A 24,958-nucleotide genomic window follows, 5' to 3' on the forward strand; every position below is an offset into this window, starting at 1 on the left:
TTTTGACACCTAAAATTGTAAAAAAGAGCTAAAAAGAGCGAAAATCAGAAAAAAGTGCATTTTCATGGTAAAAATGAGAGAAGGCTTTGAAAGGTCTGTGAAAACCCTGTGAAAAATTTTGAAAAGTCTGTGAAAGCCCAGAAAACCGCCTTTGAAGACCCTGTGAAAAAAAATTCGGTAAATTGTGAAGCTCACTCCGAAATTAGCCAAAAATAACCAAAAAAGCAAAAAAGATTTCCATATATAAGTGGAAATCTCTAAAAATTGAGTAAAAAGTATTTTTTATCAATAATTTATATAAATTTTTTAATGTAAAAAGATTTCCACTTTCATTTTTCATTTTAGAGAGGCATTAAGCTATATCTTATGTAGTTTCTGGATGTGCATTTTTAGCCTCTATTTGACGCTTTAAATGCAATTTTAGAAGAGGTAAAATAAGCTCGACTTCTTCCGTGTCGTTGATGTCTTGAACAAGCTCTTGCAGTTTTTTATAAAGTTCCGCCGCGAGTTCCGCTATATCTTCAGGAGGGATCTTTATATTTGCATCGCGATAGGTTGTATAAGCTATGCGACCAAGCTTTTTCATGAGACCAGCAGGTATGGTTGGTGCTTTAAAACCTGCTGCTTTCGCTTTTGCCATGTCACTAAACATTTCGCCTTCACCTGTAATTAGCCAAGTTAAGTTGATATTTAATTGCTGTGATAAAGCAGTCAAAAATTTTACATTGGGAAAAGTGGTCCCTCTTTCAGCATGGTCATAAATTGCTTTTTTAATACCTAAACGGGTAGCTATCTTATCTCGATTAAGCTCTAAGCTTTCTCGTATCAAGCGTAAGCGCTTTGCTAGTTCTGTTTTAGGTTCTAGTTCGGGGCGTGCCAAAAATGCTCCTTATTTATATTTAGGTTAGCTTAAATTACAGGATTTTAAAAAGAGATTCCCCATTCATCTTAGAGAGGCATTAAGCCGTATTTTGTGTAGTTTCTGGATGTGCATTTTTAGCCTCTATTTGACGCTTTAAATGCAATTTTAGAAGAGGTAAAATAAGCTCGACTTCTTCCGTGTCGTTGATGTCTTGAACAAGCTCTTGCAGTTTTTTATAAAGTTCCGCCGCGAGTTCCGCTATATCTTCAGGAGGGATCTTTATATTTGCATCGCGATAGGTTGTATAAGCTATGCGACCAAGCTTTTTCATGAGACCAGCAGGTATGGTTGGTGCTTTAAAACCTGCTGCTTTCGCTTTTGCCATGTCACTAAACATTTCGCCTTCACCTGTAATTAGCCAAGTTAAGTTGATATTTAATTGCTGTGATAAAGCAGTCAAAAATTTTACATTGGGAAAAGTGGTCCCTCTTTCAGCATGGTCATAAATTGCTTTTTTAATACCTAAACGGGTAGCTATCTTATCTCGATTAAGCTCTAAGCTTTCTCGTATCAAGCGTAAGCGCTTTGCTAGTTCTGTTTTAGGTTCTAGTTCGGGGCGTGCCAAAAATGCTCCTTATTCATATTTAGGTTCGTTTTAAATTACAGGATTTTAAAAAGAGATTCCCCCATTCATCTTAGAGAGGCATTAAGCCGTATCTTATGTAGCTTCTAGATGTACTCTTTCAGCTTCTATTTGACGCTTTAAATGAATTTTAAGAAGAGGGAAAGTCGCTTCTACTTCTTCCGTGTCGTTGATGTCTTGAACAAGCTCTTGCAACTTTATACAAAGCTCTGCCGCTAATTCCGCTATATCTTCAGGGGGGAGTTTTATATTTGCATCGCGATAGGTTGTATAAGCTATGCGACCAAGCTTTTTCATGAGTCCAGCAGGGATAGTTTGTGGTTTAAAACCAGCGGCTTTCGCTTTTGCCATGTCTGTAAACATTTCACCTTCACCCGTAACGAGCCAATGGGGGTTAATGTTATAGACTCTATGATAGGCGTTAATTGCTGAGGATGTTGGCTCGTGTACTCCGATTTCATAATTGGCAAGAGTAGTGCGTTGTAAATTAAGGCGTTGCGCAAAAATGCCCCGTTCTTCGTTTCCGAGCATTCGTCGTACTTCACGTAGGCGTTTTGCAAGTTCTGTTTTAGGTTCTTTTTCAGGGCGTGCCAAAAAAAAATACCTCCAAATGACAAAAAACTGTTTACAAAGACAGATATTTGGCATATACCTATTATTACCGCCCGATATTGAGGGCAGATATTTTACAATTAACCCCACAAAAAACGGATGTGGGAGCATCCGTTTGAAGCAGGAGCGAAGTTTATGACTATCACACAAGTATGGGATCGCCATAGTATTTTAGCCGAGCTACGCCGCCGTAACATGACCTTGGCGGAGCTCGCGAAAGCTTATCAACTATCGTCATCCAGTGTTCAACACATTTGGACACGGTCTAACGAGAAAGCCGAACGCGCTATTGCCGATTTTATCGGTTTGCCCGTCGAGCAGGTTTTTAGCGACCGCTACCCCAAAAGTCGCCGTCGCATTTTTAAAGCAGCAAAACATGCCAATACAGATTCGCGTGCGCATTCTGCTTTGCGTGGGAATGCTGCTTGAACTTCGTTACACGGCTTTGCGTTTTTGCGCATTTGCCATGAATTTAAATACCATAAGATAAAAAGGTTTATCAATGTCTAAAGATCAGTACGAAATAGGCAAGATAAATTGCATAGAGTTGCATCATAGAACAGCCGTTTGCATGGGTTGGTTCTGGCGATTAGATGGTGGTCATATTGTTTTTATAGGGGGTGGTTATGGTTGCTGCTTGTAATTTATGGACCCCAGATGTCAGAAACGATATCGTTAATCCTTATTCAGAAGTTGAACGTTTACAGGTGATGCTTTCCTGTTCTTTAAAAGCCGTGAGTAGTGGATTTAAGCATCTGCCGATCCGGTATATTATTGACCCCCCGCATGGCTTATTTGATGCGGCGTTAGCACGACAGATTGTTATTCATATTTTGCATTATCAGTTTGAGGTGCCACGGCGGCGTATTGTTGCGATACAGGCACGTCAGCGGACTTCTATTTCTCTATCTATGCAAGTGATTAACCGGCGTTTGGAAGAACCCGTTTTTGCGAAAGCTTATCGAAGATGGGCAGGGCGTGCGATGGATTTATTCTTTAAAGAGATCAGAAAGGCGGCGGCGTGATGGCACAGTTTCAAAAGCTTGCTCTTGATGTGATTGTGGTACCGGAGCGTATACGCCCTGTGGATGATGAGCATGCCAAGGCACTTGCACAATCAATGGCGCGGGAGGGATTGATGAATCCGATTACGGTGCGCCATACCCCCAATGCTAAGGAAGGTAATTACACACTTATAGCTGGTGCGCATCGGCTTCGTGCTGCTGAGCTTTTGGGCTATAGTGATATTGATGCCGTTGTGGTGCAGGCTGATAAGGACAATGCCGCGCTTTTAGAGGTTGCTGAAAACCTCTTTCGCAATGAATTGTCAGTGATTGATCGTGCGCTTTTTGTCCAGACTTACCGCGAATTGTGGGAAAAGAAGTATGGGGAGATTAAGATTGGTCGGAATAAAAAATCAAAGGTGCAACTTGCACCTTTGATCGACGGTGATGGGCATTTAGAGCAATTGGGTCAAGTTGACCCTATTGCTCAACCGAGCAATAGTGCAAACATTGCACAATTGCATGATGAAAAAAAATTCGGTCAAGTTGACCGAATTTCTCATACCGATGAAGATAGTGGCAAAGAGATCGCTTTCTGCTTTGCTAAACATGTGGCAGATCGCATTGGTTTATCTGAAGAGTCAGTGAGACGACTTAATCGTATTTCCAAGTATTTACAGCCAGAATTACGCTCTGTTTTGCGGGGGACGGCATTGGCGGATAATCAAGCGCAATTGTTGAAGCTTGCCAAGATGGAGCCGGTTGCGCAACGGCGGGTGGCGATTGCTTTGCAACAGGTTGATGGAGATTTACGGCGGGCTGTTGATTTGGTCAATGGGATTAATACGCCGCCGCAAATTAATGAACAAGAGCGGGTTTTTGCTCAGTTATTGGGTGTTTGGCAGAGAGCAGATGCGCAGACAAAGGCGCGGTTTTGCGCTTATCTTGCAAGAGAACGGGGGGAGGTGCTGTCATGAAGAGGCATGGTTGCGGGCAGCTTGATTTTTTCCAAAAGCCGGTTTTTCCTTGTCGTGAACCCGTTGCGCAGATTGATTTAGGGCGGTTTCGCTCACGCATTAAGCGAGCGATGGCGCGGGCTTTGAGAGAATGCCGGCATGAGCGCAGTGTGATTGCGGAGCGTATGGCGCATTATTTAGGGATTGGGTGTTTAAGTAAGGCCAGTTTGGATGCTTATGTTGCGGAAAGTAAGCAGGTGGATATTTCCCTGCCGCGGTTTAAGGCATTTGTGCGGGCGACAGAGGCATTTTGGCTTTGGGATGAGGTGGTGAGTGAAGATGGATTGTTGCTGTTGCAAGGGGATGAGGCGCGTTTAGCAGAGATTGCGCGGCTTCAGCAGGAACAGCGGGAGATTGCAGCGCAATTGAAAGCCATGCGCGCAACGCCGGTTCGCATTAAAAGGGGGCAGCCATGAAGGAATGGTTTAGTATTGCCGAATTGGCTGAGGCAGCTTTGCCAGGGTTGCCGAAAACAAAGATCGGTCTCAACAATCTTGCGCTTAAGAAATGGCGTTTGAATACACAATTGTTTCGCCAAACATTAGGCAAAACCAAGCCGGTTTGGGAGTATCACATTTCTTTATTGCCGGAGGGGGCGCGGGCGGCGTTGTTGGTGCGGGCAGGTGGGGTTTGTGTAGAAGAAAAGACAGAGAAAAGCGATCAAAAGACAAGTATTTGGGTGCGTTATGAGGGGCTTTCAAAGGCGCATAAAAGGCGCTGTGAAGAGCGTTTGAAGGCACTTTGCTTTTGGGAAGATTTGCTCCATGCCGGTATGGGTGTGCATGATGCGGCAAGTTTGAGTGCGGTGCAATTTGGTGTGAGCCGGATGTCGCTTTTTAATTGGCGGCAGATGGTGGAGGGGTATGAGCGCCCTGATTGGTTGGCAGCTTTAGCGCCTTGTTATGGTGAGGAGAATGTTTCGCAATTTGCGCCGTGTCATGAGGGGGCGTGGGAGGTTTTTTGTTCGGATTATTTGCGCCCCTCTAAACCTGCTTTTTCAGCATGTTATCGGCGGATGGTTTCGGTTGCGCAGGAGCGGGGTTTTGAGCCCATTCCTTCAGAGCGGGCTTTGCGGCGTCGTTTTAAGGCGCAAATTTCCAAAGCGGTTGTGGTTTTAGCACGTGAGGGAGAAGAAAAGGCAAAAAAGCTTTATCCAGCCCAACGGCGTGATCGCTCAAGCCTGCATGCACTGCAAGCTGTGAATATGGACGGGCATAAGCTGGATGTTTTTGTGAATGTTCCTTGGACAGAAAAGCCTGTGCGGCTTTATCTGATTGCCATTCAAGATCTTTATTCGGGCAAGATTTTATCGTGGCGCTTGTCGGATGCTGAGACTTGGGAAATCGTTCGTTTGGTGATTGGGGACATGGTGGAAGCTTATGGCATACCGGAGCGTATGACCTTGGATAATGGGCGTGCCTTTACCAGCAAGTGGATTTCTGGAGGTGTGCAAAACCGTTTTCGTTTTAAGATTAAGCCGGATGATCCGCAAGGGCTTTTGACGAGTTTGGGGGTGCAATTGCAATGGACCACCCCTTATAGCGGACAGTCTAAACCGATTGAGCGGGCATGGCGTGATCTGGCAGAAGCGATTTCCAAACATCCCTTTTGTGCGGGGGCTTATACGGGCAATAAACCGGATGCCAAGCCTGAAGATTATGGCAAGCGCGCGATAGGATTTGAAGCGTTTAAAGCCCATGTTGGGGCGCAAATTGTGGCACACAATGCGCAAGCAGGGCGTAAGGCGGTTAATTGTGCGGGGCGCAGTTTTGATGAGACCTTTACTGAGAGCTTGCAAGCCGAGGGGACGATTATTCGGCAAGCAACGGCGGCACAACGGGCTTTATGGCTTTTAACCTCTGAGGCGTTGCGTGCGCAAAAGGGTACGGGGGAGATTCATTTTTATGGCAATCGTTATTGGGCGCGGGCGTTGAATGAGCATGCGGGGAAAAAAGTGATTGTACGCTTTGATCCGGATAATTTGCATCAAGATTTACGGGTTTATGATTTGAACAATCGGTTGCTTTGTCTGGCACCATGCCTTTGTGATGTAGGTTTTTATGACCAGCAGGCGGCGCGCTTGAATGGGCGTTTGCGTAAAGAATATGTGAAGGCTGTTAAAGCAGAAAAACAGTTGGCAGCAAAGCTTGCACCTGATCACTTGGCCGATGTTTATGGGCGCCTTGAGAAAAAGGATGAAGCGTTCAAATCTAAGCTTCCGATAAAGCCAAAGGTGAGCCGCTTGATGCCAAACAATGTGGGGAATTTAGCTTTGAAAGCAGACGATGATGAGGTTTTGGGGGAGGAAGAATTCAGTCAACACTTGCATAAAGCTTTGAGAAAGCTTTCCGCCTCTGATGAGGGGCGTGAGGTGATCAAGTTTCCTAAACGATAGGAAAGGAAAGAGGGGGGATTTGTAAGAATTCTCAAAAGGAAGCTGGTTTTGTATCGCGTACCAGGTTGAAGCGTTAACAAAGAAAGGGGGGAGGAATCTTATCCATTTCATAGTCTAATCAATACATGAAGTTTCTAGGTATCTTTGCCTGATCGGGTGAGATGCGTGGAGTTAGCAAGTTCCCCGATGTGTGAGAAAGAGAGGGGATTTGCAAGGTTAGCCGTTTTAGTATCGCGTACGGCTTTTAAATGTTCATTCTAAAGATAAAAGATAAGGGGCGGGTGGGAGCCCTTCCCCTTATCAACAGTCTAAAATCAATACGAGAGGGGAATATACATGAAAAACGCGATAAATGCAACGGTCGATAAAAATCCTTGGGCGCGACCTAAAATCCAGCCCAATGGAACAGCACAAAACCGCAACAGTGATGACATTGCTTTATGGAATGAGCTTGTGGATGCAGTGAGAGCTTTGGGGCAAATGAATGATTGGTCGAAAGCAGAGGTGGCGCGGCGCATAGGCATGCCGGATGGGACGTTTTCGCAATGGTATGCGGGCAGTTATGCGGGACAGTTGGGGAAGCAAAATGCAAAGGTTCAACAATGGGTTGAGGTTTTAAAGGAAACGGCGGGGTTTTTGGAGAAGATCCCTGAAAAACCAGCCTTTCAGAGGAATCGAATTGCCAGTGAGATTATTGATACTTTAACACTGGCACAAAGTACGGGGGATATGGTGATGATTACGCTTGATGCGGGCAGTGGTAAGACCGAAACTTGCCGTCATTACCGCGCGACCCGCCCGCATGTTTATCTGGTGACAGCCAGCCCGCATACGCGCAGTGTTCACGGTATTTTGAATGATATGGCAGCAGAATTGGAAGTGGTGGAATATAATCCCACCCGCTTAACGCGTGCGATTGGCAAAAAGTTAGAGCGTGTTGGTGGCGGAACATTGTTGATTGTTGATGAGGCGCAAAATTTAACGGATGAAGCGATTAATCAGTTGCGCCACTTTGTTGATATCAATGGTACGGGGTTGGCTTTGGTTGGCAATGATGAAATCTCTGGACGGTTGGTTCATCGTCAAAATGGTCCCTCTTATGCGCAAATTAAAAGCCGATTGGCGATGCATCTGAAACGGCGCAAGCCCTATAGTGAGGATATTGCAGCGCGCATTCATGATTGGGGGATTGAAGATGTTGGTGCGATAAAGTTTTTGACAGGGATAGGCTTAAAGGCTGGAGCTTTGCGGCAAATTGACAAAACCATGATGTTGGCACGCATGGCAGCGCTTGGAGATGGGTGTGAGGTGACTTTGAAACATGTCAAAGCGGCATGGAAAAACCGTGACGTGGAGGAATTGGCATGATCTCTTTATGCGACAAAGAATTATCCGATACGCTTGTTGGTCTTTATGATGATTATCAATGCGGTTTTGATATTGGAGAACAGCTTAAATTGTGTGTTGATTTGGCGTTATTGCTTGAATTGGAGTTGAGTGTTCACCGTTTGGGGGAAGCGGATGCGGTTTTGGAAGGCCAAGTTTCAGAAGTTTTGGCTGAGTGTGACAGCTCTGATCGAGATGAAGATAAGAGCAATCGTGTGATTTATATGGATTTTGGAGGAAGCAAATGATGGAACGTAACCCTTATATGGTAAGAGATAGCTTGATTGCTTTGCGCTCTGCCTTTTTACAGTATGAGGTGAATGGCATTTTTATGCATGGACAAGATGTTCGAGAATTGAATGAGTATTTGCGTCGTTTGGCAGGCTATAACCACGTTTTAAGTCATGAGCTTATGCGGTGTCGTTGGCAATTGAAAGCGGGATGTGCGCCTTCTTCAGGGGATGTTGTGCCATTTCGTCGTTTTCAAAAAACATAAGGAGGAAGTTGGTGATGAATCCACAAATTGAACTTGAAGGTACGCGTTATATGAAGGATGCAAAAGGGGCTTTGGTGCCGGTAAGTTTGATCCGCCCTGCGGATTTGTTAGAGGATGAAACGGTGCGCAAAATTATGGGTTTTGCGAAAGAATTATCGGCAAGGATTGCACGTTTTAACAACCATACGATTGCGGATTTGAGTGATTTTGATAGCTTGCTTGCGCAAGAATATGGTGTGGAGCGGCGTGGCAAAAAGGGCAATTGTACTTACACAAGCTTTGATGGTTTGCAACGTATTAAGGTGCAAGTTCAGGAAAGTGTTGATTTTGGACCGCAATTGCAAATTGCCAAAAGCCTTCTTGATGAGTGTTTGAATGAATGGTCTGCGGATGCACGCCCTGAAATCCGTGCGATTATTACGCGTGCTTTTAATACGGATAAAGAAGGCAAGGTGAATCGGGGCGAGATCTTTATGCTGTTGCGTTTGGATATTGATGATCCACGCTGGAAAGAGGCGATGCGTGCCATTCGTGAAGCGATCCGTGTGACGACATCTAAGGAATATGTGCGTTTTTATGAACGCGATACATTAGAAAGCGCTTGGCGTGCTGTGACCATTGATCTGGCGAAGACATGAGGGGGGAGAGATGTCTTTAGCTGTCCTTCATATGGGAAAACGCGCGTTAGGTCTTGATGATGAGACCTATCGCGCACTGCTCTATCGCTTGACAGGCAAGCAATCGGCGAAAGATTTGAATTTTTCAGAAAAGCACTTGGTTATCGCTGAAATGAAAGCGTTTGGTTTTAAGCCGAATGGGAAGCGTTTAGAGGGGAAATATGCTAAGAAGCTCCAGGCGCTCTGGATTGCTGGGTGGAATCTTGGCATTATTCGTGATCGTTCAGATAAGGCGTTGCTTGCCTTTGTGAAAAGACAGACAGGGATTGATCATATTCGTTTTTTACGCGATAGCGATGATGCATGCAGAGCCATTGAGGCGTTGAAAGGTTGGTTGCAGCGGGAGGGTGGGGTTGACTGGAGAGGAAAAAACCGCGAAGATTCATGGAGGAAGAAACCAAGCATTTCCATTTTGTGTGCCCAATGGAAGTGTTTGAATCCCGATGCTATGTTTGAGCTTGGGGCTTTTCATCAAAGTGTTATGGCGTTAAGTGGTAAAGCTTTGGGTGAGATGAGTGGGGGCGACTTTAGAGAAGTTATGAATGTTTGGGGGCGGAAAATCCGTAAAGGTGTTAAAAGCGAGGGGTAAGCATGTATGCAAGAGGAAATCTATAGCGATTTTCCTGCCTTATTGCGTGAAATAGCTGATGTTGCGGGCAGTGAAGCAGCATGGAATATGATGCGGGCTTTTGGTGGACGAGAAGTTTATATCCCCGGGCGTCTTGAGAGTGCGGATTGGTTGATTGAAATTGTTGGGTTTGAAGAGGCGCAGCAACTCATCAACCATTTTTGTTTTAATGGTTCGGGTGTGCGCCTTCTTATCCCCCTTGGCAGAGATGCTGAACGGCGGCAAAAAATGATGCAAGCGTTGCAAAAAGGCTGGTCGGTTGATGCTGCAGCTGCTGTTTCTGGTATGCATGTGCGCACAGCCTATCGCTTGAAGAAGAAAATTTCTTTGCAAGAACCACAAGGTTCGTTATTTTCAGAGTTTTATGAGTATTGAGAGTTTTGACTGACAGTGTCAGGCTTATATTGGGGGTTTGAAATCCGATAAACTGCGAATGAATTTTTATTCATTGAGTGGTTTGTTATGGTTTCAATAGATGCTTCTTTTCTTCATCGCCTTGCGCCTAAATTGGCGCATCATGCGCGCCAAGATTTTATTATTGTTGAAATGGCACGCGTGTTGCCTAAAGCTTTATCTTATGGGGCACTCACAACACCGTTGCGTATTGCACATTTTTTAAGCCAATGTGCCCATGAGAGTGATGGCTTTTTTACTGTTTGTGAATATGCCTCAGGGCGCGCTTATGAGGGGCGGCGTGATTTAGGCAATGTCAACCCTGGGGATGGGGTGCACTTCAAGGGGCGTGGTTTGATCCAGTTGACGGGGCGCAATAATTATCGTCGTTTTACGAAGTTTTGGCGCCTAGTCGATGAACAAGCGGTTGATTGTGAGGCATTTCCGCAAGAGCTGGAAAAGTTTCCAGCAGCGCTTTGGTCTGCTGTTTGGTTTTGGCAAATGAAAGGCTTGAATAGGCTGGCTGATCAAGATGATTATCTAGGGATTACCAAGGCGATCAATGGGGGAAGAAATGGACTTGTGCAACGTTTGATTTATTTGAACCGCGCCAAAAAGCTTTTGGGACTTGGAGGCGAGGTAAAGGCATGAAGCCCTCTTATCGTGGTTCTAGGCTCTATTTATGGTGGTCTTTTTGGTTTGCTTGGGGGGTTATTTTTTTGCTTGTTTCTGGTGGTTTGTGGGGGGCTCCGCATATTGTTGATATGGCGAGCATTTCTATTCCTTCGATGGTGGCGATTATTGTTGGCAATCTGGGGGTGCATCGTGGCTTTGGCTCGTTGGATTTTTCTAATAGGAAACATTCCCATAAGCGGCATAGCAGCTCCTATGATGGGGTGGAGATAACGAGGTGGGGAGATAAAAGCAATGTTTAGCCCACTTTCAAAACTGTCTTTTGGTCTGCTTTTTTTGGTCAGTGTGATGTTGGCGGCTTTTGGCTTTATGAAAGCGCAAATTTTAAAGGCGGAAAAGGCGCGTGATTTGTATTGGCAGTTGGAGATTGCCAAGGCTTCAGCACGTGCACTGCTTGTACAAGAGCGACAAAGACAAGCAGCGTTGGAAGCTGAGCATCAAGCGCAAGGGGTGATTTCGGCTTTGGAACAAAAGCTTACAAAAATGGAGGAAGTCAATGGGAAGTTGCCGGTTACTGGCGGTGGCATTGGGCTTGAGCGTGTGCGCTTGCTCAACACACAAGCCGGTGGGTAGCCTTTCTTATCATTTTTTATCGGTTGAATTGCCGCCTGTTGTTCGCATGGCGTGTGCCCGCCCAGCTTTATTGCCAGAGCGTGCTTTGAATGCGCGCGAAGTGGTGCATTATTGGAGCCGTGATCGTGCTGCTTTATTGATTTGTGAACAGCGTAGAAAAGCTGCGGAGCGGGCGATTTTAGGCAAAAGAGAGGGGACTTTTAAGTGAATTTGGATATCAGTGTTGCCAATGGCTGGTTGTCTTTATTGTTATCGGTTATTGCGATTTGTGGGGTTTTGAGAGCCTATTTTTCTTCCGGTGCGCGGGAAATGCTGAAAGATATCACGGCGCTTAAAGAGCGTGTGCAAAAGTTAGAAACAGAGATGGACTTTTTGCCTGATCGTGATGCGCTGCAAAGATTGGAAGTGAATATGGAGAAATTGAATGGTCGTCTCAACACGCTTTCTGCACAATTACAACCGGTGGCAGCCATTGGTGAGCGCTTGCAAGAGTTTTTGTTGGAGAATGCCAAGAAATGAAAGCAGATATGGATAAAATCATCCGTGAAGAAGCGCGGTTGATTATTTTAAAAGGGCTTGCTTGTGAGCGCAGTGAAACTTTATCGAGTGCGATGATTGAGCGGCTTTTATACAGTTATGGCATCAGACGCGATCGCGATTTTGTGCATAATGAACTGGCATGGATGGAAGATCAAGGTGCTGTTACGTTAAAATGTGTGGGTTCGGTTTTTCTTGCGGCATTAACAGAACGGGGAGCGCGTCATTTAGACCGAAGCTTTTCCATTGAGGGGATTAAGCGGCCTAAACGTTCATCAATAAAAGACGAGGTGAAGGATGCGCAAGGTCGGGCGTGGACGTTTAACGGCGATTGATTTATTGCCGCAAGCTTGTGATCAAATTATTGCTGCTGCTGCTGAGGCTTTAAATGGGCGTGAGAAGACGCAAAAAGCCATTTATGATGAATTTAAAGCAGCTTTGAAGGCTTTAAAAAAAGAAATGGGTTTAAGCTTTTCTATACCCTCCTTTTCCAGTTTTAATCGGTATTCTTTGCGGCTAGCCGTGATGTCACGGCGCCTAGAACAGACAAGAGAAATTGCAGCAAGCCTCTCGCAGCGCTTTGATGCTAAAGCTTCTGATAATATCACTCTTTTGACGGCGGCAGCGATTAAGGAGTTGATTTTTTCCACGTTGAGCAGTGGGAAAAACCTTTCGCCAAAGGCAGCACAAGAATTGGCCAATGCGCTTAAAGGCGTGTTGGCGGCTGAACATTTGTCGACCACCAGACGGCAAAAGTTGGAAAAAGATTTTACCAGCAAAGCAAGCAAAGCGGTTGACGCAGCAGCAGCGGCGGCGGGGCTCTCAGAAGAAACAGCGCGAGCTATTCGTGCGCAGGTGTTGGGGGTAAAACATGGCTGAACAGCCCTTTTCAAAAAGTCATGTCTTTGATCATCAAGGTGGTTTTGATATTTGGCGGAAAAGTACTTTTCCCAAAGAGAGTGATCCCTTAGCGGAAGGCGTTTTGATGGCGCATCAACGGGCATGGATTGAAGATAAGTCCCCATTAAAATTGGTGGAAAAGGGGCGGCGGACCGGCATTACTTTTGCAGAAGCTTTGGATGATACACTGATTGCAGCGGCGGCACGTGAAGCGAGGGGCGATAATGTTTTTTATATTGGTGACACCAAAGACAAGGGGCGGGAATTTATTGGCTATGTGAGCCATTTTGCTTCGGCAATTACGAGCCATAGTGGGGATGTTGAGGAATTTTTATTCTCTGATCAAAGGGCGGATGGTTCAACGAAATATATCTCTGCTTATCGGGTGCGTTTTGCTTCGGGGTTTCGGATTGAGGCGCTTTCTAGCCGCCCTGAAAATATTCGCGGACTACAGGGCATTGTGGTGATTGACGAGGCGGCGTTTCATCAAGATGTGCGCGCTGTTTTGGATGCTGTCAATGCTTTGCTCATTTGGGGAGGCAAGATCCGTGTGATCTCCACCCATAATGGTGTGCTCAATCCTTTCAATGAATTGATCCGTGAAGCACGAGCAGGCAAAGTGCCTTTTTCGGTGCATTGTTACCCCTTTGGTGTTGCTGTTAAAAATGGCTTGTTTAAACGGGTTTGTGCCATGAAGGGGGAGGTGTGGAGTTTAGCATCTGAGCAACAATGGGAAGAGCAAATTCGTGCCTCTTATGGGGTGCGTTTGGCTGCGATGCGCCAAGAATTAGATGCCATACCAGCCGATCAAGAAGGGGCGGCTTTAACACGTTTGCAGATTGAAAATTGTTGCGCGCCTGACATTGCATTGTTGCGTTTTGCTTGTGTGGATGATTTTAAAAATCAATCGGAACATCAACGAAGTGTTGCTGCTTTTGCTTGGTGTGAGAAGCATATAAAACCTCTTCATGCTGGGCTTGACCGGCGGCGCCAACATGTTTTTGGTGTTGATTTTGCGCGGAGTGGCGATGCGACATCGATTGTGGTGATGGAGGTGGGACAAGATTTGGTGCGCCGTGTACGGTTTATGGTGGAATTGCGCAATACGCCGTTTGATCAACAAAGAGAGATTTTATTTTATGGGGTGAATGGTTTGCCGCGTTTGATGGGCGGCGCGTTAGATGCGCGGGGCAATGGGGCTTATTTAGCCGAAAAAGCGGCGCAGCGTTATGGGGCTTGTGTGAAGGAAGTGCCCTTGTCACAAAGTTGGTATGGCAAGGAAATGCCGGCTTATTTAGAAGCTTTTGGGGATGGGACGATTGTTTTGCCGCGCGATAGTGACATTGTTGCCGATCATCAAGCGCTTGCTTATGTCAATGGCATTGTGAAGATTCCAGACAATCATCGTTTTAAAGGCAGTGATGGTTTTATGCGTCATGGTGATAGCGCGATTGCTTGCGCTTTGGCTTATTTTGCCAGCCGCCAAACTCCTGAAATTTATGATTATACTCCTGTGAGAGAGGCTTATCGTTTTGATGAAAGCTCGCTCTTTTCAACGCCTTTTTTTTCAACAATGCGATCAAAGATTTATTGATGGGATGATGAGATGGTAAAACTTTTAGATCAGTGGGGCAGGGCGCTTAATATCAAAGGGTTGGAGCGAGAAGTTGCAAGCCCTACCGTTAATGGTATTCGTGATGTGTGGTCACAAACCATTGTCAGTGGTCTCACCCCTGCGCAACTTGCTGATATTTTACAACAGGCAGCAGAGGGTCATCCAGAGCAGTTTTTCCAACTTGCCGATGATATGGAAGAGCGTGATTTGCATTATCGTGCTGTGCTTGGCATGCGTAAAAATGCTCTCACAGGGGTGGAGCCTGGAGTGATTGCCGCAAGCAATAGTGCACAGGACAAAAAGATAGCAGATGCGGTGCGGGAAGTGATTAGTGCGCCTACCTTTGTTGATGATTATGTGACGGATTTATTGGATGCTTTGGGAAAAGGCTATGCGATTGTAGAAACCTTGTGGGACAAGAGTGCCAAGGAATGGTGGCCGGTTGCTTGGAAATGGCGTGACCAGCGGTTTTTTCAATTGGATCGGCGGGATGGTTTTCATTTGCGTTTAAAAGAAGAGGGCTCTTTGCATGGAAGTGAATTGCCTGCTTATAAATTTTCTATTCATCGCCCAAAGTTAAAAAGCGGTTTGCCTATCCGCACGGGGCTTGCGCGGCTTGCGGCTTGGGCATTTCTCTTCAAGTCTTATACACTGAAAGATTGGATGGCATTTTTAGAAGTTTATGGCATGCCTTTGCGTGTGGGTAAATATGGGGCAAGTTCTTCTCATGAGGAACGGCGGGTTCTCATTCAAGCTGTACGTGATTTATCCAGTGATGCGGCAGCAATTATTCCCAAAGAAATGGAGATTGAATTTATTGAAGCGGCAGGGGGCAGTGGCAATGCGGTGTTTGCTTCTAAGGCGGAATATTTAGATCGACAAATTTCTAAAGGTGTGTTGGGGCAAACCATGACGACGGATGATGGTTCGTCCTTTTCGCAAGCGCGCATTCATGAAAATGTGCGCCATGATATTGCCAGAGCTGATGCACGCCAATTAGCTTTAACGGCTAATCGTGATTTGATTGTGCCTTTTGTTGAGATTAATTTTGGACGCCAAGAGCGCGCCCCCCTTGTCTATTGGCCGATTTCGGAAAATGAAGATATTAAAGCGATTAGTGATGCACTGGAAAAACTTGTGCCCTTGGGTTTGCGTGTTGGGGCGCAAGAAGTGCGCAATAAGATTGGTTTTTCGCAACCAAAAAAGGAAGAGGATGTTTTAAAGGCTCCTGATAATGCGCTTGATGATGAGAGGGGAGAAAAGGCTCATGTTTGTGCTGATTGTGGAGGTGTTTTTGATGTTTCTGTGACAAGAGAGGACAAGGGTGCAAAAGAGCAGGGTGGGAAACATCACGACGAATTGGACCGACTTTCACAAGAAGCTTTAAGCGACTGGGAAGAGGACTTAGAACCCCTTTTAGAGCCTTTTAAAAAGCTTGTGAGAGAAGCAAAAAGTTATGAGGATATCCTTAAAGGCTTAGATGAATTGCTAGGTGAGATGGATCATCACGCATTAGCAGCGCGCTTGGCAAAAGTACAAATGATTGCACGTGGGCTTGGGTATCATGGATGAGGAACTTTTTAAAACCGCCCCTAAAGAGGTCACCCGTTATTTTGAAGCCAAGGCACTTGTTCCAAGCTTTGATTGGCGTGATATAGCACCAGAAGAACATGCTTTTTCCTTTACGGTGGCAAAATCGCTAGGCTATGATATTTTGGAGGATTTTAAGCGAGCGGTTGGAGAAGCCATAAAGCATCAAGTTCCTTTTCAAGATTTTCAAAAAAATTTGATGCCGATTTTACAGGAAAAGGGTTGGTGGGGTAAAAAGACCAGCATTGACCCCAAAACTGGTGAAAAGAGCGTGGTGCAATTGGGCAGCCCACGGCGTTTAGAAACGGTCTATTGGGCCAATACCATGAGTGCGCATGCAGCAGGTGAGTGGGAGCGCACACAAAATAATAAAGAATTTTTGCCCTATCTCACCTATGCTTTGTCGAGTTCAGAACATAAGCGTTTAGAACATGAAAGTTGGGTGGGGTTTACGGCACCTGTTGATGATCCGGTTTGGGATTGGCTTTATCCGCCCAATGGTTGGCGGTGTAAATGCAGTGTGCGACAGGTAAGCCGTTATGAAGCAGAAGATTTAGGCTATGAAGAGGGGGCAGAGCCACTTCATGTTGAAAAGCAGGTTTGGCACAATAAGCGAACGGGGAAAATTGAGAAGATACCAAAGGGGATTGATCCTGGTTGGCATTCTAATCCTGGGAAACATCGCGCGCAAAATTTAAGCCGTTTTTTGAGTGATAAAGTCTCTGTGATGGGGGACAATGACAAACGCATTGCCATTGAAGATATTGTGGGTTCACCACTTTTGGAAGCCATGTTTGAAGGACGGATGCCTCGCGGGTTTATACCCATTGCACCGATACCACAAAAGGTGGGTGATGTTTTTGCAGCGGAAAATTCTCTTATTCGCTTATCCGCAGACAGTGTGAAACATATTTTGTTAGAGCATCAAGCGCGTGATCTTCGCTTGGATGATTTTCGGGGCGCCATTCAAACCTTCATAAAACCCCATGGCATTATCAGGCGAAAAGGTGTACCGAGCGTTGTGTTTTTGGGTGAAAATGATGGGGTATGGTGGCGCTTAGCAGTTAAATTCGTGGCAAGCAAACAAGAATGGTGGTTGACCTCCATGCATAAAAAAAGCTCTAGAGAAATTGGACGCTTATTGGATGCGGCTGAAAAAAAGGGCGAGAGGTTGTTGTAAAGAGAACAACAGGAAGAAAGTCTTTTGTTCTTAATGGAAAAGAGGCGAGGAAAATGAGAAGGCGTGGAGGGCGGTCAACTCCTCGCAGATCCGGTAAAACCGTCCTGGTATAACTGGCTCACGCCTCGCGGGTAATCTAACAGTTTCAACGTTCAAAAGCAATCTTTAAAAAAACGGCTTGAGAGAGGCTTTTTTTGTATAAGACGATAAATTGTACCTCTAACTTCACAACGGCGCTCTATCGCCTTTGAAGTGCCTTTGAAAACGATTTTATGGGATGGTTTGGCACGGGGGTTTCTCTCACAAGGAGAAGAATAGGGAAAAGAGTGCTTTTTGAGAAATGCTCTTTTGACTGACAGTGTCAGACTTATGGTGGGAGTAAGTTTCATGCATTGTATTGCCAATGACAATTGTAAAGCAATAGGCAATGTATGGAACAGGAATTTCACGAAGATCAAAAAGATGGGGATGCAGAAACATTTCATGCTGCGTTAATAGATCTCTGTCCAGACGTTTTATGCCAAGACATTTCATGTGAAGACGCCACCGTTAGCCAAGCGCCTGAATGGGTAGAGCTTTTGCCCAAAGCGCCCCATGTAAAGGCACGTGATGGACGACAATGGCATTATAACCCGCAAACTATTTTAAAAGCCTTTGCAGCCAATAAAGGACCGCTTGTGATTGATTATGAGCATGGGCAACATCACCGTGCGAGAAATGGTTTAGAAGCACCTGCCAGTGGCTGGATTGAAGAATTAGCAGAGCGGGATGGTGCGATTTGGGGGCGTGTTAAATGGACCGATATGGCTAGCAAAAAGATTGTTGCCCGAGAATATCGCTATCTTTCGCCTGAGTTTCGCCATTCCAAGAAAGGTGAAATTTTGAATTTAGCAGGTGCTGGTTTGGTGAACCGTCCAGCCCTTGTCATGACGGCTTTAAGCCGTGAACAGCCTTCCCCTATAACTTTGACGGAGAAAATGATGGATTTGACAGCCATTGCCAGTGCACTATCGCTGGCAGAAGATGCTAAAGCGGATGAGGTTTTAGCAACGCTTAAAGCGCGCGAAAAGGAACGCGTGGAATTAAATGCCCAATTAATAAAAGCGCGAGAAGATTTAGCGCTTTTGCAAGAAGAGCAAAAAAACAGTGCCATTGAGAGTCTTTTAGATAAGACCATTGAAGAGGGCAAGATTTTGCCGGCTGCTCGCGAGGAATATCGTGCGCTCTGTAGCCTTGAAGGGGGGATGGAGCATTTTAAAAGTTTGGTCGAGAAGTTGCCGGCGCTTGCCGCTAGGAGTCCTTTGGAGACCTCTTGTCTCAAGCAAGAACCAAAGCTTGCGCCAGAAGAGGTTGCTGTTGCGGCACGCCATTATAAGGAAGAGCAGAAGCAAAAAGGTTTCGACATCACCATTAGCCAAGCAGTTGATTATATTTGCGAACAAAAGGAGCGCCCATTATGAGTACGATGATTTTGATTAAATCTTTTCGCGCCATAGATGTGATTTCACCTTATTGCATTGTTGCAGCGCGCGGTGATGGAATGGTGGCAACGGCTTCTGGTAAGGGTGATAAATTATTAGGGACTGCTGGGTCATTGATTGCCAAGGCTGGTGAGATGATTGATGTTGGCCAATGTGGTTGGGGCGAAGTGGTTTGTGGAGGCAATGTTTCCTTTGGTGATTTTTTGACCTCTGACCCCAAAGGACACGCCATTAAAGCGGAAGCCGCAGATCGCACCATTGGTATTGCCATGAGTGATGGTTCTGCTGGTGATGTTATTTCTTTTAAAATTAATTAATCGAGGCATAAAATGAACAGACCTTTTCCCATTGATCCAACACTCACCGCTATTGCTATTGGTTATCGCAATCCAGCAGGTTCTCTTATTGGCGATAGAGTTTTGCCACGCGTTTGTGTTTTAAGTGAGGTGTTTAAATATAGTGAATTTCCCTTAGCGGAAAATTTTACCGTGCCTGAGCTTGAGATAGGGCGGAAAGGGCGCCCGAATGTGGTGGAATTTTCTGCCTTTGAACGGGAAGCCAGTGTCAAAGATTACGGACTTGATGATCTTATCCCCAATTCAGATATTGAAGCAGCGGCACGCGCACGAGCAGAAAAGCGCTCTCGTTATAACCCCGAAAAGACAGCTGTAGAGGGACTTGCCAATTTGCTAGAATTGGGGCGTGAAGTGCGTGTTGCAACGCTTGTGCAAAGAAGTGAAAATTATGCACCAGAGCGGGTGATAACACTTAAAGGTGAGAATAAATTTAGCGATTATGAGAAATCTGATCCTTATGCTGTTTTAGATGAGGCCATGGATAAAAGTCTCGTCTATACGCCCAACACCATTGTTATGGGCAAAGTTGTTTGGTCAAAACTCAAACGTCATCCCAAAATCATCAAAGCTGTTAAAGGGGGTGGCACTGCTGATGGTTTTGTCACCAAGGCGCAATTTGCTGATCTGATGGAAATACACCCCGATCGTTTACTCATTGGTGAATCGCAAGTGAATTTGGCACGTAAAGGGCGTTCGGCACAATTGGCACGCGTGTGGGGCAATAAGATTGCACTGCTTTATATTGACCCTACCAAACAACAGGCAGATGGTTCGGTGATCAGTTGGGGTTTTAGCGCCCAGTTGGGCGAACGTTTGTCTGGAGTGATCCAAGATCCAGATATCGGCTTATCAGGCGGCAAACGGGTGCGTGTGGGGGAACGTGTGTGTGAATTGGTTGCCGCAAAAGATGCCGGTGTTTTGTTGCAAGAAGTTGTCTAAGGGAAACTTTTAAACATGGCTTATGCAAGCAAAACATTGATTGAAGAGCTCTGGGGTGATGACTTCTTGGATGATTTGTGTGGGATGGATGAGAACTCTGATCCAGTTTTTTCAGAGCAAGCCATTGCCCGCGCGCTCGAACAGGCAAGTGGTGAGATTGATGTGCATTTGTCTCATCGCTACTCAATCCCCATTGCTGGACAGCCAGCGGCTCTGGGTATGATCTGTGTCAATATTGCTGTTTATAATTTAGCCATACGCCATACGGCACTGACCACGACTATTGAAGATCGTTACAAACAGGCGGTTGATTTGCTGAAACGTATTGCCGAAGGCAAAGCGGGTTTAGGCATAGATGAACCTAAAATTATGAGCGAAGATGGTCCCGTGCGTGATGGGGCTTTCTTCCATGCCAAGCCGCGTTTGATGGGAAGATAATATGTCTGTTGCAACCCATATTGAGATTAAAGAGACAGGGCTTGAAGCGGCTTTATCCTTTTTGCAAAAGGGCGCTGATCGCTCGATGGGGACTTTGGCACAAGGGGTTGGGCGTCTCATTCAAGAAAGCACAAGGCGGCGGATTCAAAGTGAAAAAATGTCTGCTCAAGGAGAGAAGTGGAAAAACAATCATGCCCGCACCTCCATTCTTTATGCCAGTGGGGCGCTTTCACGCTCCATTGATATGAAAGCTTCACCAGAACAGGTGATTGTGGGCTCTGGGTTGGTTTATGCGCGGATTCATCAATTAGGTGGGGTTATTCACCCGAAAAATGGCAAGACACTGCGCTTTTTTCTTAAAAGCGGCAATGCACACCGCTTTGTTTGTGTGCATCAAGTGACCATGCCCGCACGCCCTTATTTGGGGCTTTCAGAGCACAATAAAGTGGAAATTGTCAAAGCGACAGAAGACTGGCTGGAAAGGGTCTTTGCATGAGTCAAACGATTAAAAATGCTGGGCGCATTAATCAGTTTCGTGAAGCGGTGATAAGAAGCCTTAAAGGCGCTTTACCGGATGTGCGTGATTGCGGCTGTCAATTTGGACGTTTTAACTTAGAAGAGCTTGAAACACAGATGCTGGTGGCTCCAGCAATACGGGTTGCGGTGTTAGAAAGCCGTTTGAATCCTGTAGCAAGTGGGCACATGAGTGCGGATCTTCATTTAGGGGCTTTTATTATTACCACAGGTAAAGAGCGTGATGTTTCCAGTTGGCTTTTAGCAGAAGCCATTGCGGTGCTTTGTCATAGCGGGCAATTGTGGGGACTAACGCATTTGAGTGCCCCGCGTGATGTGCAAATTGAACCGATTATCTCTGCGGCGATTAAGCAGCGTGGTGTATCGATAAGCGTGGTGGAATGGCACCAAGATTTGCATCAGTTGGGACAGGATATTTTTTGTGATGAAGGACAACTCAAAAGTGGTTTGATTTCATGTGATGATGAGGTGTTGCCATGAATGATGCGCATTTGTTGAGTGATACCTTTCGACAAATAATGAAGCGTCTTGATGCGCTTGAACGCTGTCTTGCCAACCAGCACATGATCGGGCGGGTTGTGCAAGTTGATGGTCATAGGGTGCGGGTGAAACTTTGCGAACAGGGTTCTAATGGACAAGCGGTTTTATCGCCTTGGTTGCAAGCGCAAGAAGCTTCTGGCGCTCTTTCAAGCAATATGCCCCTCCATGTTGGTGATTCGGTGCGGTTGTTGAACCCCCATGGCGAAATTGGTTCTGCCTCTCTGGTGGTGCGCGATAGCTATAGTGAGGATGCGCCTAATCCCGCACGCTCTTTCCAAGAACTTGCTCTGTGTTATGCCGGTGGCGCTTTGCGGATGACAAAAGATGAACTTATTCTCTCTCATGGGGAAAATCAAATTCATTTGAGTGCACAAGGTTTGGTGCTTTCTCATCAATCAACCCGTGTTGAATTAACGGGCAGTGTGCACATTCAAGCAGAAGATTTACAGCATAATCAAAAATCTGTTGGCGCAAGCCACAAACACGGTGGGGTCAAAATGGGTCCCTCCACAACCTCTTCCCCTCTTTAAAGGAGTTTTATCATGCGTGAGAACACTTATGTTATTTTAACCAATGCCGATTTTGTTGCAGGCAAGCGTTCACCAGGCAAGGGTGAGGAAATTTGTTTAAGTGAGGAAGCGGCTAAATATCCGTTGCTGCTTGGTCAGATCGCTGAAAAACCAGCACCTGTTGTTTCTGCGGCCCCAACGGTCTCTACCACAAAGACAAGCAAAGGGGCTTAAAGCATGCGGTGCGGGATGAGCGAAAAGGATGGCTCTCTCTTGTATGGTTGGGCACATTGCCAACAGTCACTTCGTAAATGTCTGACGACAAGAATTGGGACACGGGTTTTGCGTCGTCATTATGGATGTGATGTTGGAGCATTCCAAGATGCCAATGCTGATCCTGCGACGATGATGCAGCTTTATCAAGCAATTGTTGAAGCACTCGATGATCCAGAGTGTGGAGAGCCTGGGTTCTCGTTGCAGAGGATTGATCTGACAAAAGCAACGCGTGAAGGCACATTCCATTTTGTTTTAACGGGTGTTTTTTATCCCAATGGGCATTTGGGGGATTGGTCACACAAAGAGCCAATGAGCATCAATTTAGAGGTTGGTGATGACTGAGTTTGAACCTTTATCCTTTTCACAGATTCCCCCTCCACAACTCCCTCTGCCACAAATTATTGAAGAGCTTTCTGTTGAAGCAATTTTAGAGCAAAAGATCACGCGTTTGACTGAGCTTTTTGCAGCGCATCATATTCCTTATAATGTGGAAAAGACGGCTTATGATCCCGTGGTCATTCAATTGCAAGCGGCGGCTTATGAAGAGTTTCTATTGCGCCAGCGAATTAATGAAGTGGCGCGGGATAATTTACTCACATTTGCGCGTGGAACAAGTTTAGATCATTTGGGGGATTTTCATGGGGTCACGCGCCTTTTGGATGAAGATGATGAGCGGTTTCGCCGCCGCATTCGCTTGAATAGACAAGGACATTCCACAGGGGGCACAGCGCCACGTTATCAATATTTTGCCCTCTCAAGCGATATCCATGTCAAAGATGCTTTTGTTTATCGTGAGGGTAAAAGCCCGATTATTCATGTGGCTCTTTTTAGTGATAGCCCATCAGGGGTGGCAGATGAGGCTTTAATTGCAAAGGTGCAAGCAGCCCTTGATGCCCCCCATGTTAAAATGACCAATGACCACATCCTTGTGAAAAGCGCGGTACAGCGGATGATCAATGTTTCTGCTGATTTTTGGTTGTTACCGGATGAAGGCTCCTTTGTTTTGGAAAGAGCGGAGCAGAATTTAAGAGCAGAATGGGCGCGTGCATGGAGGCTTGGGCGTGATTTGTCTTTAAGTTGGATACTAAGCCGCTTGATGGTTGAGGGCGTTCACCATGTGAACATAACGCAACCTTGTGAGGATATTTTGGTCGCACCGGATGAAGCCGTCGCACTAGGGGATATTGTCTTGTCTGAACGGGGGCGTGCTTATTGATGCTTTCCTCACTTTTGCCCCCAAATTCGAGCTTGTTTGAACGTTGTTTTGCAGAAGCAATGGCTCTTGACCCTCACGTTAAAATGGCACTCGAAGAAATACCTCGCGCGAAATTTATCACGCGTCCGCCTTCTTGGTTGCCCTTTTTAATAGACGAATATGGCTTACAAGAATTAAACCCTTATTTCTCTAACCTTTATGATTTAATTGATCAGGGTCTTGCATGGCAAAATATTCGCGGCTCCCTTGCGGCAATAGAGATGGGGCTTGAATGGCTAGGGATTTCGGCACGCTTTCAACCCGCCTGGACGGGGCGAGCATGGTGGAATTCCTTTCAACTTGATTTTGATCAGTTGCCTGAACGCAAAAGCCTTGAAGCTATTGAAGCAATCACCGACCTTTCCAAAAGTTTGCGCTCTGATTTTCGCCGTGGGACCTATGGTTATGATGTGCAAGCTGTTGAATGCAATATGTCACGCCTTGATGACAGCATGTTGGAGTATGAAAGCGGTGTTCGTTTAACAGCTGGGGACACTTTGTTTTCCTTTGGACGCACAACAGAAATCAATCACACGCTCACAAGAGAAGAAGGCAGGCTTATTGGCAATTGGATAGATGATGGGGATGAAGAGTTAAGCTGGGACCTTATTGATTATCCATGGGATATGGCAAATTTTCCGTGGTGTTCGGTCAAAAAACATGAACGCGATATACTCATGGCAGAGTGGTTTAGCAACCGCACGCTTTATCTCGTGTTAAGAGACAGCCAAAATAGCGTGATTGGGTATCGCAGATGCTATGCTGTAGCGCCTGTCGAACAAGCTTTGGATGGTGTGTACAGCCATTGTGGCGTCAGGTTCCAGCCCTCCTCGATGGGCACGGCGCTTTTTCTGGCAGCACGCACAGACTTTCACGATGTTGATGGGAAACAAGCAGCATTTGTTTCTATTCTCGTTCACGGCATTCCCAAACAAGATGTCCCCCTTGGAAAGCTTTGGTGTGACGTCAATGAACTGAATGGTGGTGTAGAGATACTCAAAACACCCATCAATATTCCTTTGCGTGCCGATGTTCGCGAACAATTCAAGATTTTATTGAGGTTTTAATATGAAGCATGAAAGTGGTTTACCCTTTGCAATTGACAGATCTCGCGGCAAAGAGGAACAACAAAGCGTTGTCTTTTATGGCACGCGTCCCTTTATTCAAAGTGGTGAATTGAATGAGGTTCAAACCATCATCAGGGGGCGGCATGACCGCTTGGGGCGCCTTGTTGCAAAAGAAGGAGACCGCGTTGAACGGGCTGATGCTTTTGTCAACAAAGACACAAGGACCGTCACTTTAACGGATGGCAAGATTTATATTGCCGGTGATATTTTTCCCGTTGCACCAGCTGTACTCAACAATGTTGCCATGATTGGGCGCTTGGAAATTGGTGTGAAGCTGCAAAAAAAATGGATAACACACGAAGA

General features: G+C 45.8%; 37 protein-coding genes. 34 read left to right on the forward strand and 3 right to left on the reverse strand.

All coding sequences use genetic code 11. The features are described 5' to 3' along the window. Nucleotides 1-364 precede the first annotated feature (364 nt). The 3 genes from ACFINL_RS04435 to ACFINL_RS04445 all read right to left on the reverse strand — a co-directional run bounded on the left by ACFINL_RS04435 (nucleotide 365) and on the right by ACFINL_RS04445 (nucleotide 2,099). On the reverse strand, nucleotides 365-880 hold the full coding sequence (locus tag ACFINL_RS04435; RefSeq protein WP_375650542.1) for a helix-turn-helix domain-containing protein: 516 nt from the start codon (nucleotides 878-880) through the stop codon (nucleotides 365-367). A gap of 79 nt (nucleotides 881-959) precedes the next feature. Further along, on the reverse strand, nucleotides 960-1,487 hold the full coding sequence (locus tag ACFINL_RS04440; protein ID WP_375650546.1) for a helix-turn-helix domain-containing protein: 528 nt from the start codon (nucleotides 1,485-1,487) through the stop codon (nucleotides 960-962). 93 nt (nucleotides 1,488-1,580) lie between these two features. Continuing rightward, nucleotides 1,581-2,099, reverse strand: coding sequence for a helix-turn-helix domain-containing protein (locus ACFINL_RS04445; RefSeq protein ID WP_375650550.1), 519 nt, complete (start codon nucleotides 2,097-2,099; stop codon nucleotides 1,581-1,583). A 153-nt stretch (nucleotides 2,100-2,252) separates the two neighbouring features. On the opposite strand from ACFINL_RS04445, the gene ACFINL_RS04450 reads away from it, so the two are divergent. The 34 genes from ACFINL_RS04450 to ACFINL_RS04615 form a co-directional block, all read left to right on the forward strand. Then, nucleotides 2,253-2,546, forward strand: a complete 294-nt coding sequence (locus ACFINL_RS04450; RefSeq protein WP_183194530.1) for a helix-turn-helix transcriptional regulator — start codon at nucleotides 2,253-2,255, stop codon at nucleotides 2,544-2,546. Nucleotides 2,547-2,619: 73 nt separating this feature from the next. Next, complete coding sequence (locus tag ACFINL_RS04455) at nucleotides 2,620-2,760, forward strand: hypothetical protein (protein ID WP_273755279.1); 141 nt, start codon at nucleotides 2,620-2,622, stop codon at nucleotides 2,758-2,760. Beyond that, nucleotides 2,744-3,142: a hypothetical protein gene (locus tag ACFINL_RS04460; RefSeq protein WP_038474380.1), complete on the forward strand. Its 399-nt coding sequence runs from the start codon at nucleotides 2,744-2,746 to the stop codon at nucleotides 3,140-3,142. Before ACFINL_RS04455 ends, ACFINL_RS04460 begins: the two co-directional genes overlap by 17 nt. Continuing rightward, entirely contained in the window at nucleotides 3,142-4,098 is a 957-nt protein-coding gene (locus tag ACFINL_RS04465; RefSeq protein ID WP_375650554.1) for a ParB/RepB/Spo0J family partition protein, read from the forward strand. The genes ACFINL_RS04460 and ACFINL_RS04465 overlap by 1 nt, the downstream gene beginning before the upstream one ends. Then, nucleotides 4,095-4,553 (forward strand): hypothetical protein, encoded by a 459-nt coding sequence (locus ACFINL_RS04470; protein WP_012232200.1) that lies wholly within the window; start codon nucleotides 4,095-4,097, stop codon nucleotides 4,551-4,553. The genes ACFINL_RS04465 and ACFINL_RS04470 overlap by 4 nt, the downstream gene beginning before the upstream one ends. Continuing rightward, entirely contained in the window at nucleotides 4,550-6,532 is a 1,983-nt protein-coding gene (locus tag ACFINL_RS04475) for a transposase domain-containing protein (RefSeq protein ID WP_375650558.1), read from the forward strand. Before ACFINL_RS04470 ends, ACFINL_RS04475 begins: the two co-directional genes overlap by 4 nt. A 336-nt stretch (nucleotides 6,533-6,868) precedes the next feature. Then, nucleotides 6,869-7,900 (forward strand): AAA family ATPase, encoded by a 1,032-nt coding sequence (locus ACFINL_RS04480; RefSeq protein ID WP_375650562.1) that lies wholly within the window; start codon nucleotides 6,869-6,871, stop codon nucleotides 7,898-7,900. Next, nucleotides 7,897-8,166: a hypothetical protein gene (locus ACFINL_RS04485; protein ID WP_375650566.1), complete on the forward strand. Its 270-nt coding sequence runs from the start codon at nucleotides 7,897-7,899 to the stop codon at nucleotides 8,164-8,166. Before ACFINL_RS04480 ends, ACFINL_RS04485 begins: the two co-directional genes overlap by 4 nt. Continuing rightward, nucleotides 8,163-8,414, forward strand: a complete 252-nt coding sequence (locus ACFINL_RS04490; RefSeq protein WP_375650570.1) for a hypothetical protein — start codon at nucleotides 8,163-8,165, stop codon at nucleotides 8,412-8,414. Before ACFINL_RS04485 ends, ACFINL_RS04490 begins: the two co-directional genes overlap by 4 nt. Nucleotides 8,415-8,428: 14 nt before the next feature. Next, nucleotides 8,429-9,052, forward strand: a complete 624-nt coding sequence (locus ACFINL_RS04495; protein WP_375613741.1) for a DUF3164 family protein — start codon at nucleotides 8,429-8,431, stop codon at nucleotides 9,050-9,052. 10 nt (nucleotides 9,053-9,062) lie between these two features. After that, nucleotides 9,063-9,680 carry a regulatory protein GemA gene (locus ACFINL_RS04500; protein ID WP_012231822.1) on the forward strand — a complete coding sequence of 206 codons (618 nt, stop codon included), beginning with the start codon at nucleotides 9,063-9,065 and terminating at the stop codon, nucleotides 9,678-9,680. A gap of 6 nt (nucleotides 9,681-9,686) precedes the next feature. Next, the gene (locus ACFINL_RS04505; protein WP_375650574.1) at nucleotides 9,687-10,094 is read left to right on the forward strand and encodes a helix-turn-helix domain-containing protein; all 408 of its coding nucleotides are present in this window, start codon (nucleotides 9,687-9,689) and stop codon (nucleotides 10,092-10,094) included. Nucleotides 10,095-10,181: 87 nt separating this feature from the next. Beyond that, nucleotides 10,182-10,763: a glycoside hydrolase family 19 protein gene (locus tag ACFINL_RS04510; RefSeq protein WP_375613744.1), complete on the forward strand. Its 582-nt coding sequence runs from the start codon at nucleotides 10,182-10,184 to the stop codon at nucleotides 10,761-10,763. Beyond that, the gene (locus ACFINL_RS04515) at nucleotides 10,760-11,047 is read left to right on the forward strand and encodes a hypothetical protein (protein ID WP_375612317.1); all 288 of its coding nucleotides are present in this window, start codon (nucleotides 10,760-10,762) and stop codon (nucleotides 11,045-11,047) included. The genes ACFINL_RS04510 and ACFINL_RS04515 overlap by 4 nt, the downstream gene beginning before the upstream one ends. Further along, nucleotides 11,040-11,378 (forward strand): hypothetical protein, encoded by a 339-nt coding sequence (locus tag ACFINL_RS04520; RefSeq protein WP_375633719.1) that lies wholly within the window; start codon nucleotides 11,040-11,042, stop codon nucleotides 11,376-11,378. The genes ACFINL_RS04515 and ACFINL_RS04520 overlap by 8 nt, the downstream gene beginning before the upstream one ends. Beyond that, complete coding sequence (locus ACFINL_RS04525; RefSeq protein WP_375633720.1) at nucleotides 11,371-11,586, forward strand: hypothetical protein; 216 nt, start codon at nucleotides 11,371-11,373, stop codon at nucleotides 11,584-11,586. Before ACFINL_RS04520 ends, ACFINL_RS04525 begins: the two co-directional genes overlap by 8 nt. Next, complete coding sequence (locus ACFINL_RS04530; RefSeq protein WP_375607966.1) at nucleotides 11,583-11,897, forward strand: DUF2730 family protein; 315 nt, start codon at nucleotides 11,583-11,585, stop codon at nucleotides 11,895-11,897. Before ACFINL_RS04525 ends, ACFINL_RS04530 begins: the two co-directional genes overlap by 4 nt. Next, entirely contained in the window at nucleotides 11,894-12,250 is a 357-nt protein-coding gene (locus ACFINL_RS04535) for a hypothetical protein (protein ID WP_375612320.1), read from the forward strand. Before ACFINL_RS04530 ends, ACFINL_RS04535 begins: the two co-directional genes overlap by 4 nt. Next, nucleotides 12,213-12,794 (forward strand): phage protein Gp27 family protein, encoded by a 582-nt coding sequence (locus ACFINL_RS04540; protein ID WP_375624034.1) that lies wholly within the window; start codon nucleotides 12,213-12,215, stop codon nucleotides 12,792-12,794. Before ACFINL_RS04535 ends, ACFINL_RS04540 begins: the two co-directional genes overlap by 38 nt. Continuing rightward, entirely contained in the window at nucleotides 12,787-14,409 is a 1,623-nt protein-coding gene (locus ACFINL_RS04545) for a hypothetical protein (protein ID WP_375650577.1), read from the forward strand. Before ACFINL_RS04540 ends, ACFINL_RS04545 begins: the two co-directional genes overlap by 8 nt. A 12-nt stretch (nucleotides 14,410-14,421) precedes the next feature. Beyond that, a complete protein-coding gene (locus tag ACFINL_RS04550; protein ID WP_375650579.1) occupies nucleotides 14,422-16,002 on the forward strand; it encodes a DUF935 domain-containing protein in 1,581 nt (526 codons plus the stop codon). Next, entirely contained in the window at nucleotides 15,995-17,200 is a 1,206-nt protein-coding gene (locus ACFINL_RS04555; protein WP_375650581.1) for a phage minor head protein, read from the forward strand. Before ACFINL_RS04550 ends, ACFINL_RS04555 begins: the two co-directional genes overlap by 8 nt. A gap of 431 nt (nucleotides 17,201-17,631) precedes the next feature. Next, nucleotides 17,632-18,660: a phage protease gene (locus ACFINL_RS04560; RefSeq protein ID WP_375650585.1), complete on the forward strand. Its 1,029-nt coding sequence runs from the start codon at nucleotides 17,632-17,634 to the stop codon at nucleotides 18,658-18,660. Further along, on the forward strand, nucleotides 18,657-18,998 hold the full coding sequence (locus tag ACFINL_RS04565) for a hypothetical protein (protein WP_375650589.1): 342 nt from the start codon (nucleotides 18,657-18,659) through the stop codon (nucleotides 18,996-18,998). The genes ACFINL_RS04560 and ACFINL_RS04565 overlap by 4 nt, the downstream gene beginning before the upstream one ends. A gap of 12 nt (nucleotides 18,999-19,010) precedes the next feature. Then, nucleotides 19,011-19,976: a capsid protein gene (locus tag ACFINL_RS04570; RefSeq protein WP_375650594.1), complete on the forward strand. Its 966-nt coding sequence runs from the start codon at nucleotides 19,011-19,013 to the stop codon at nucleotides 19,974-19,976. A gap of 15 nt (nucleotides 19,977-19,991) precedes the next feature. After that, nucleotides 19,992-20,414 carry a gp436 family protein gene (locus tag ACFINL_RS04575; RefSeq protein ID WP_375612327.1) on the forward strand — a complete coding sequence of 141 codons (423 nt, stop codon included), beginning with the start codon at nucleotides 19,992-19,994 and terminating at the stop codon, nucleotides 20,412-20,414. Nucleotide 20,415: 1 nt separating this feature from the next. Next, nucleotides 20,416-20,910, forward strand: coding sequence for a phage virion morphogenesis protein (locus ACFINL_RS04580; RefSeq protein ID WP_375633726.1), 495 nt, complete (start codon nucleotides 20,416-20,418; stop codon nucleotides 20,908-20,910). Next, entirely contained in the window at nucleotides 20,907-21,428 is a 522-nt protein-coding gene (locus tag ACFINL_RS04585; RefSeq protein ID WP_375650601.1) for a hypothetical protein, read from the forward strand. The genes ACFINL_RS04580 and ACFINL_RS04585 overlap by 4 nt, the downstream gene beginning before the upstream one ends. After that, a complete protein-coding gene (locus tag ACFINL_RS04590) occupies nucleotides 21,425-22,018 on the forward strand; it encodes a baseplate assembly protein (protein WP_375650604.1) in 594 nt (197 codons plus the stop codon). The genes ACFINL_RS04585 and ACFINL_RS04590 overlap by 4 nt, the downstream gene beginning before the upstream one ends. 12 nt (nucleotides 22,019-22,030) lie before the next feature. After that, entirely contained in the window at nucleotides 22,031-22,231 is a 201-nt protein-coding gene (locus tag ACFINL_RS04595) for a hypothetical protein (RefSeq protein WP_375650608.1), read from the forward strand. A gap of 3 nt (nucleotides 22,232-22,234) precedes the next feature. Then, nucleotides 22,235-22,615, forward strand: a complete 381-nt coding sequence (locus ACFINL_RS04600; protein ID WP_375638670.1) for a GPW/gp25 family protein — start codon at nucleotides 22,235-22,237, stop codon at nucleotides 22,613-22,615. Next, a complete protein-coding gene (locus ACFINL_RS04605) occupies nucleotides 22,608-23,489 on the forward strand; it encodes a baseplate J/gp47 family protein (RefSeq protein ID WP_375638668.1) in 882 nt (293 codons plus the stop codon). Before ACFINL_RS04600 ends, ACFINL_RS04605 begins: the two co-directional genes overlap by 8 nt. Beyond that, the gene (locus ACFINL_RS04610) at nucleotides 23,489-24,595 is read left to right on the forward strand and encodes a phage tail protein (RefSeq protein ID WP_375650612.1); all 1,107 of its coding nucleotides are present in this window, start codon (nucleotides 23,489-23,491) and stop codon (nucleotides 24,593-24,595) included. The genes ACFINL_RS04605 and ACFINL_RS04610 overlap by 1 nt, the downstream gene beginning before the upstream one ends. A 1-nt stretch (nucleotide 24,596) precedes the next feature. Further along, a partial coding sequence (locus ACFINL_RS04615; RefSeq protein ID WP_375650616.1) for a DUF4815 domain-containing protein occupies nucleotides 24,597-24,958 on the forward strand: 362 nt, incomplete at its 3' end.

Origin of the sequence: Bartonella sp. AA78NXGY (genome assembly GCF_042197005.1) — a bacterium.
GTDB lineage: Bacteria > Pseudomonadota > Alphaproteobacteria > Rhizobiales > Rhizobiaceae > Bartonella.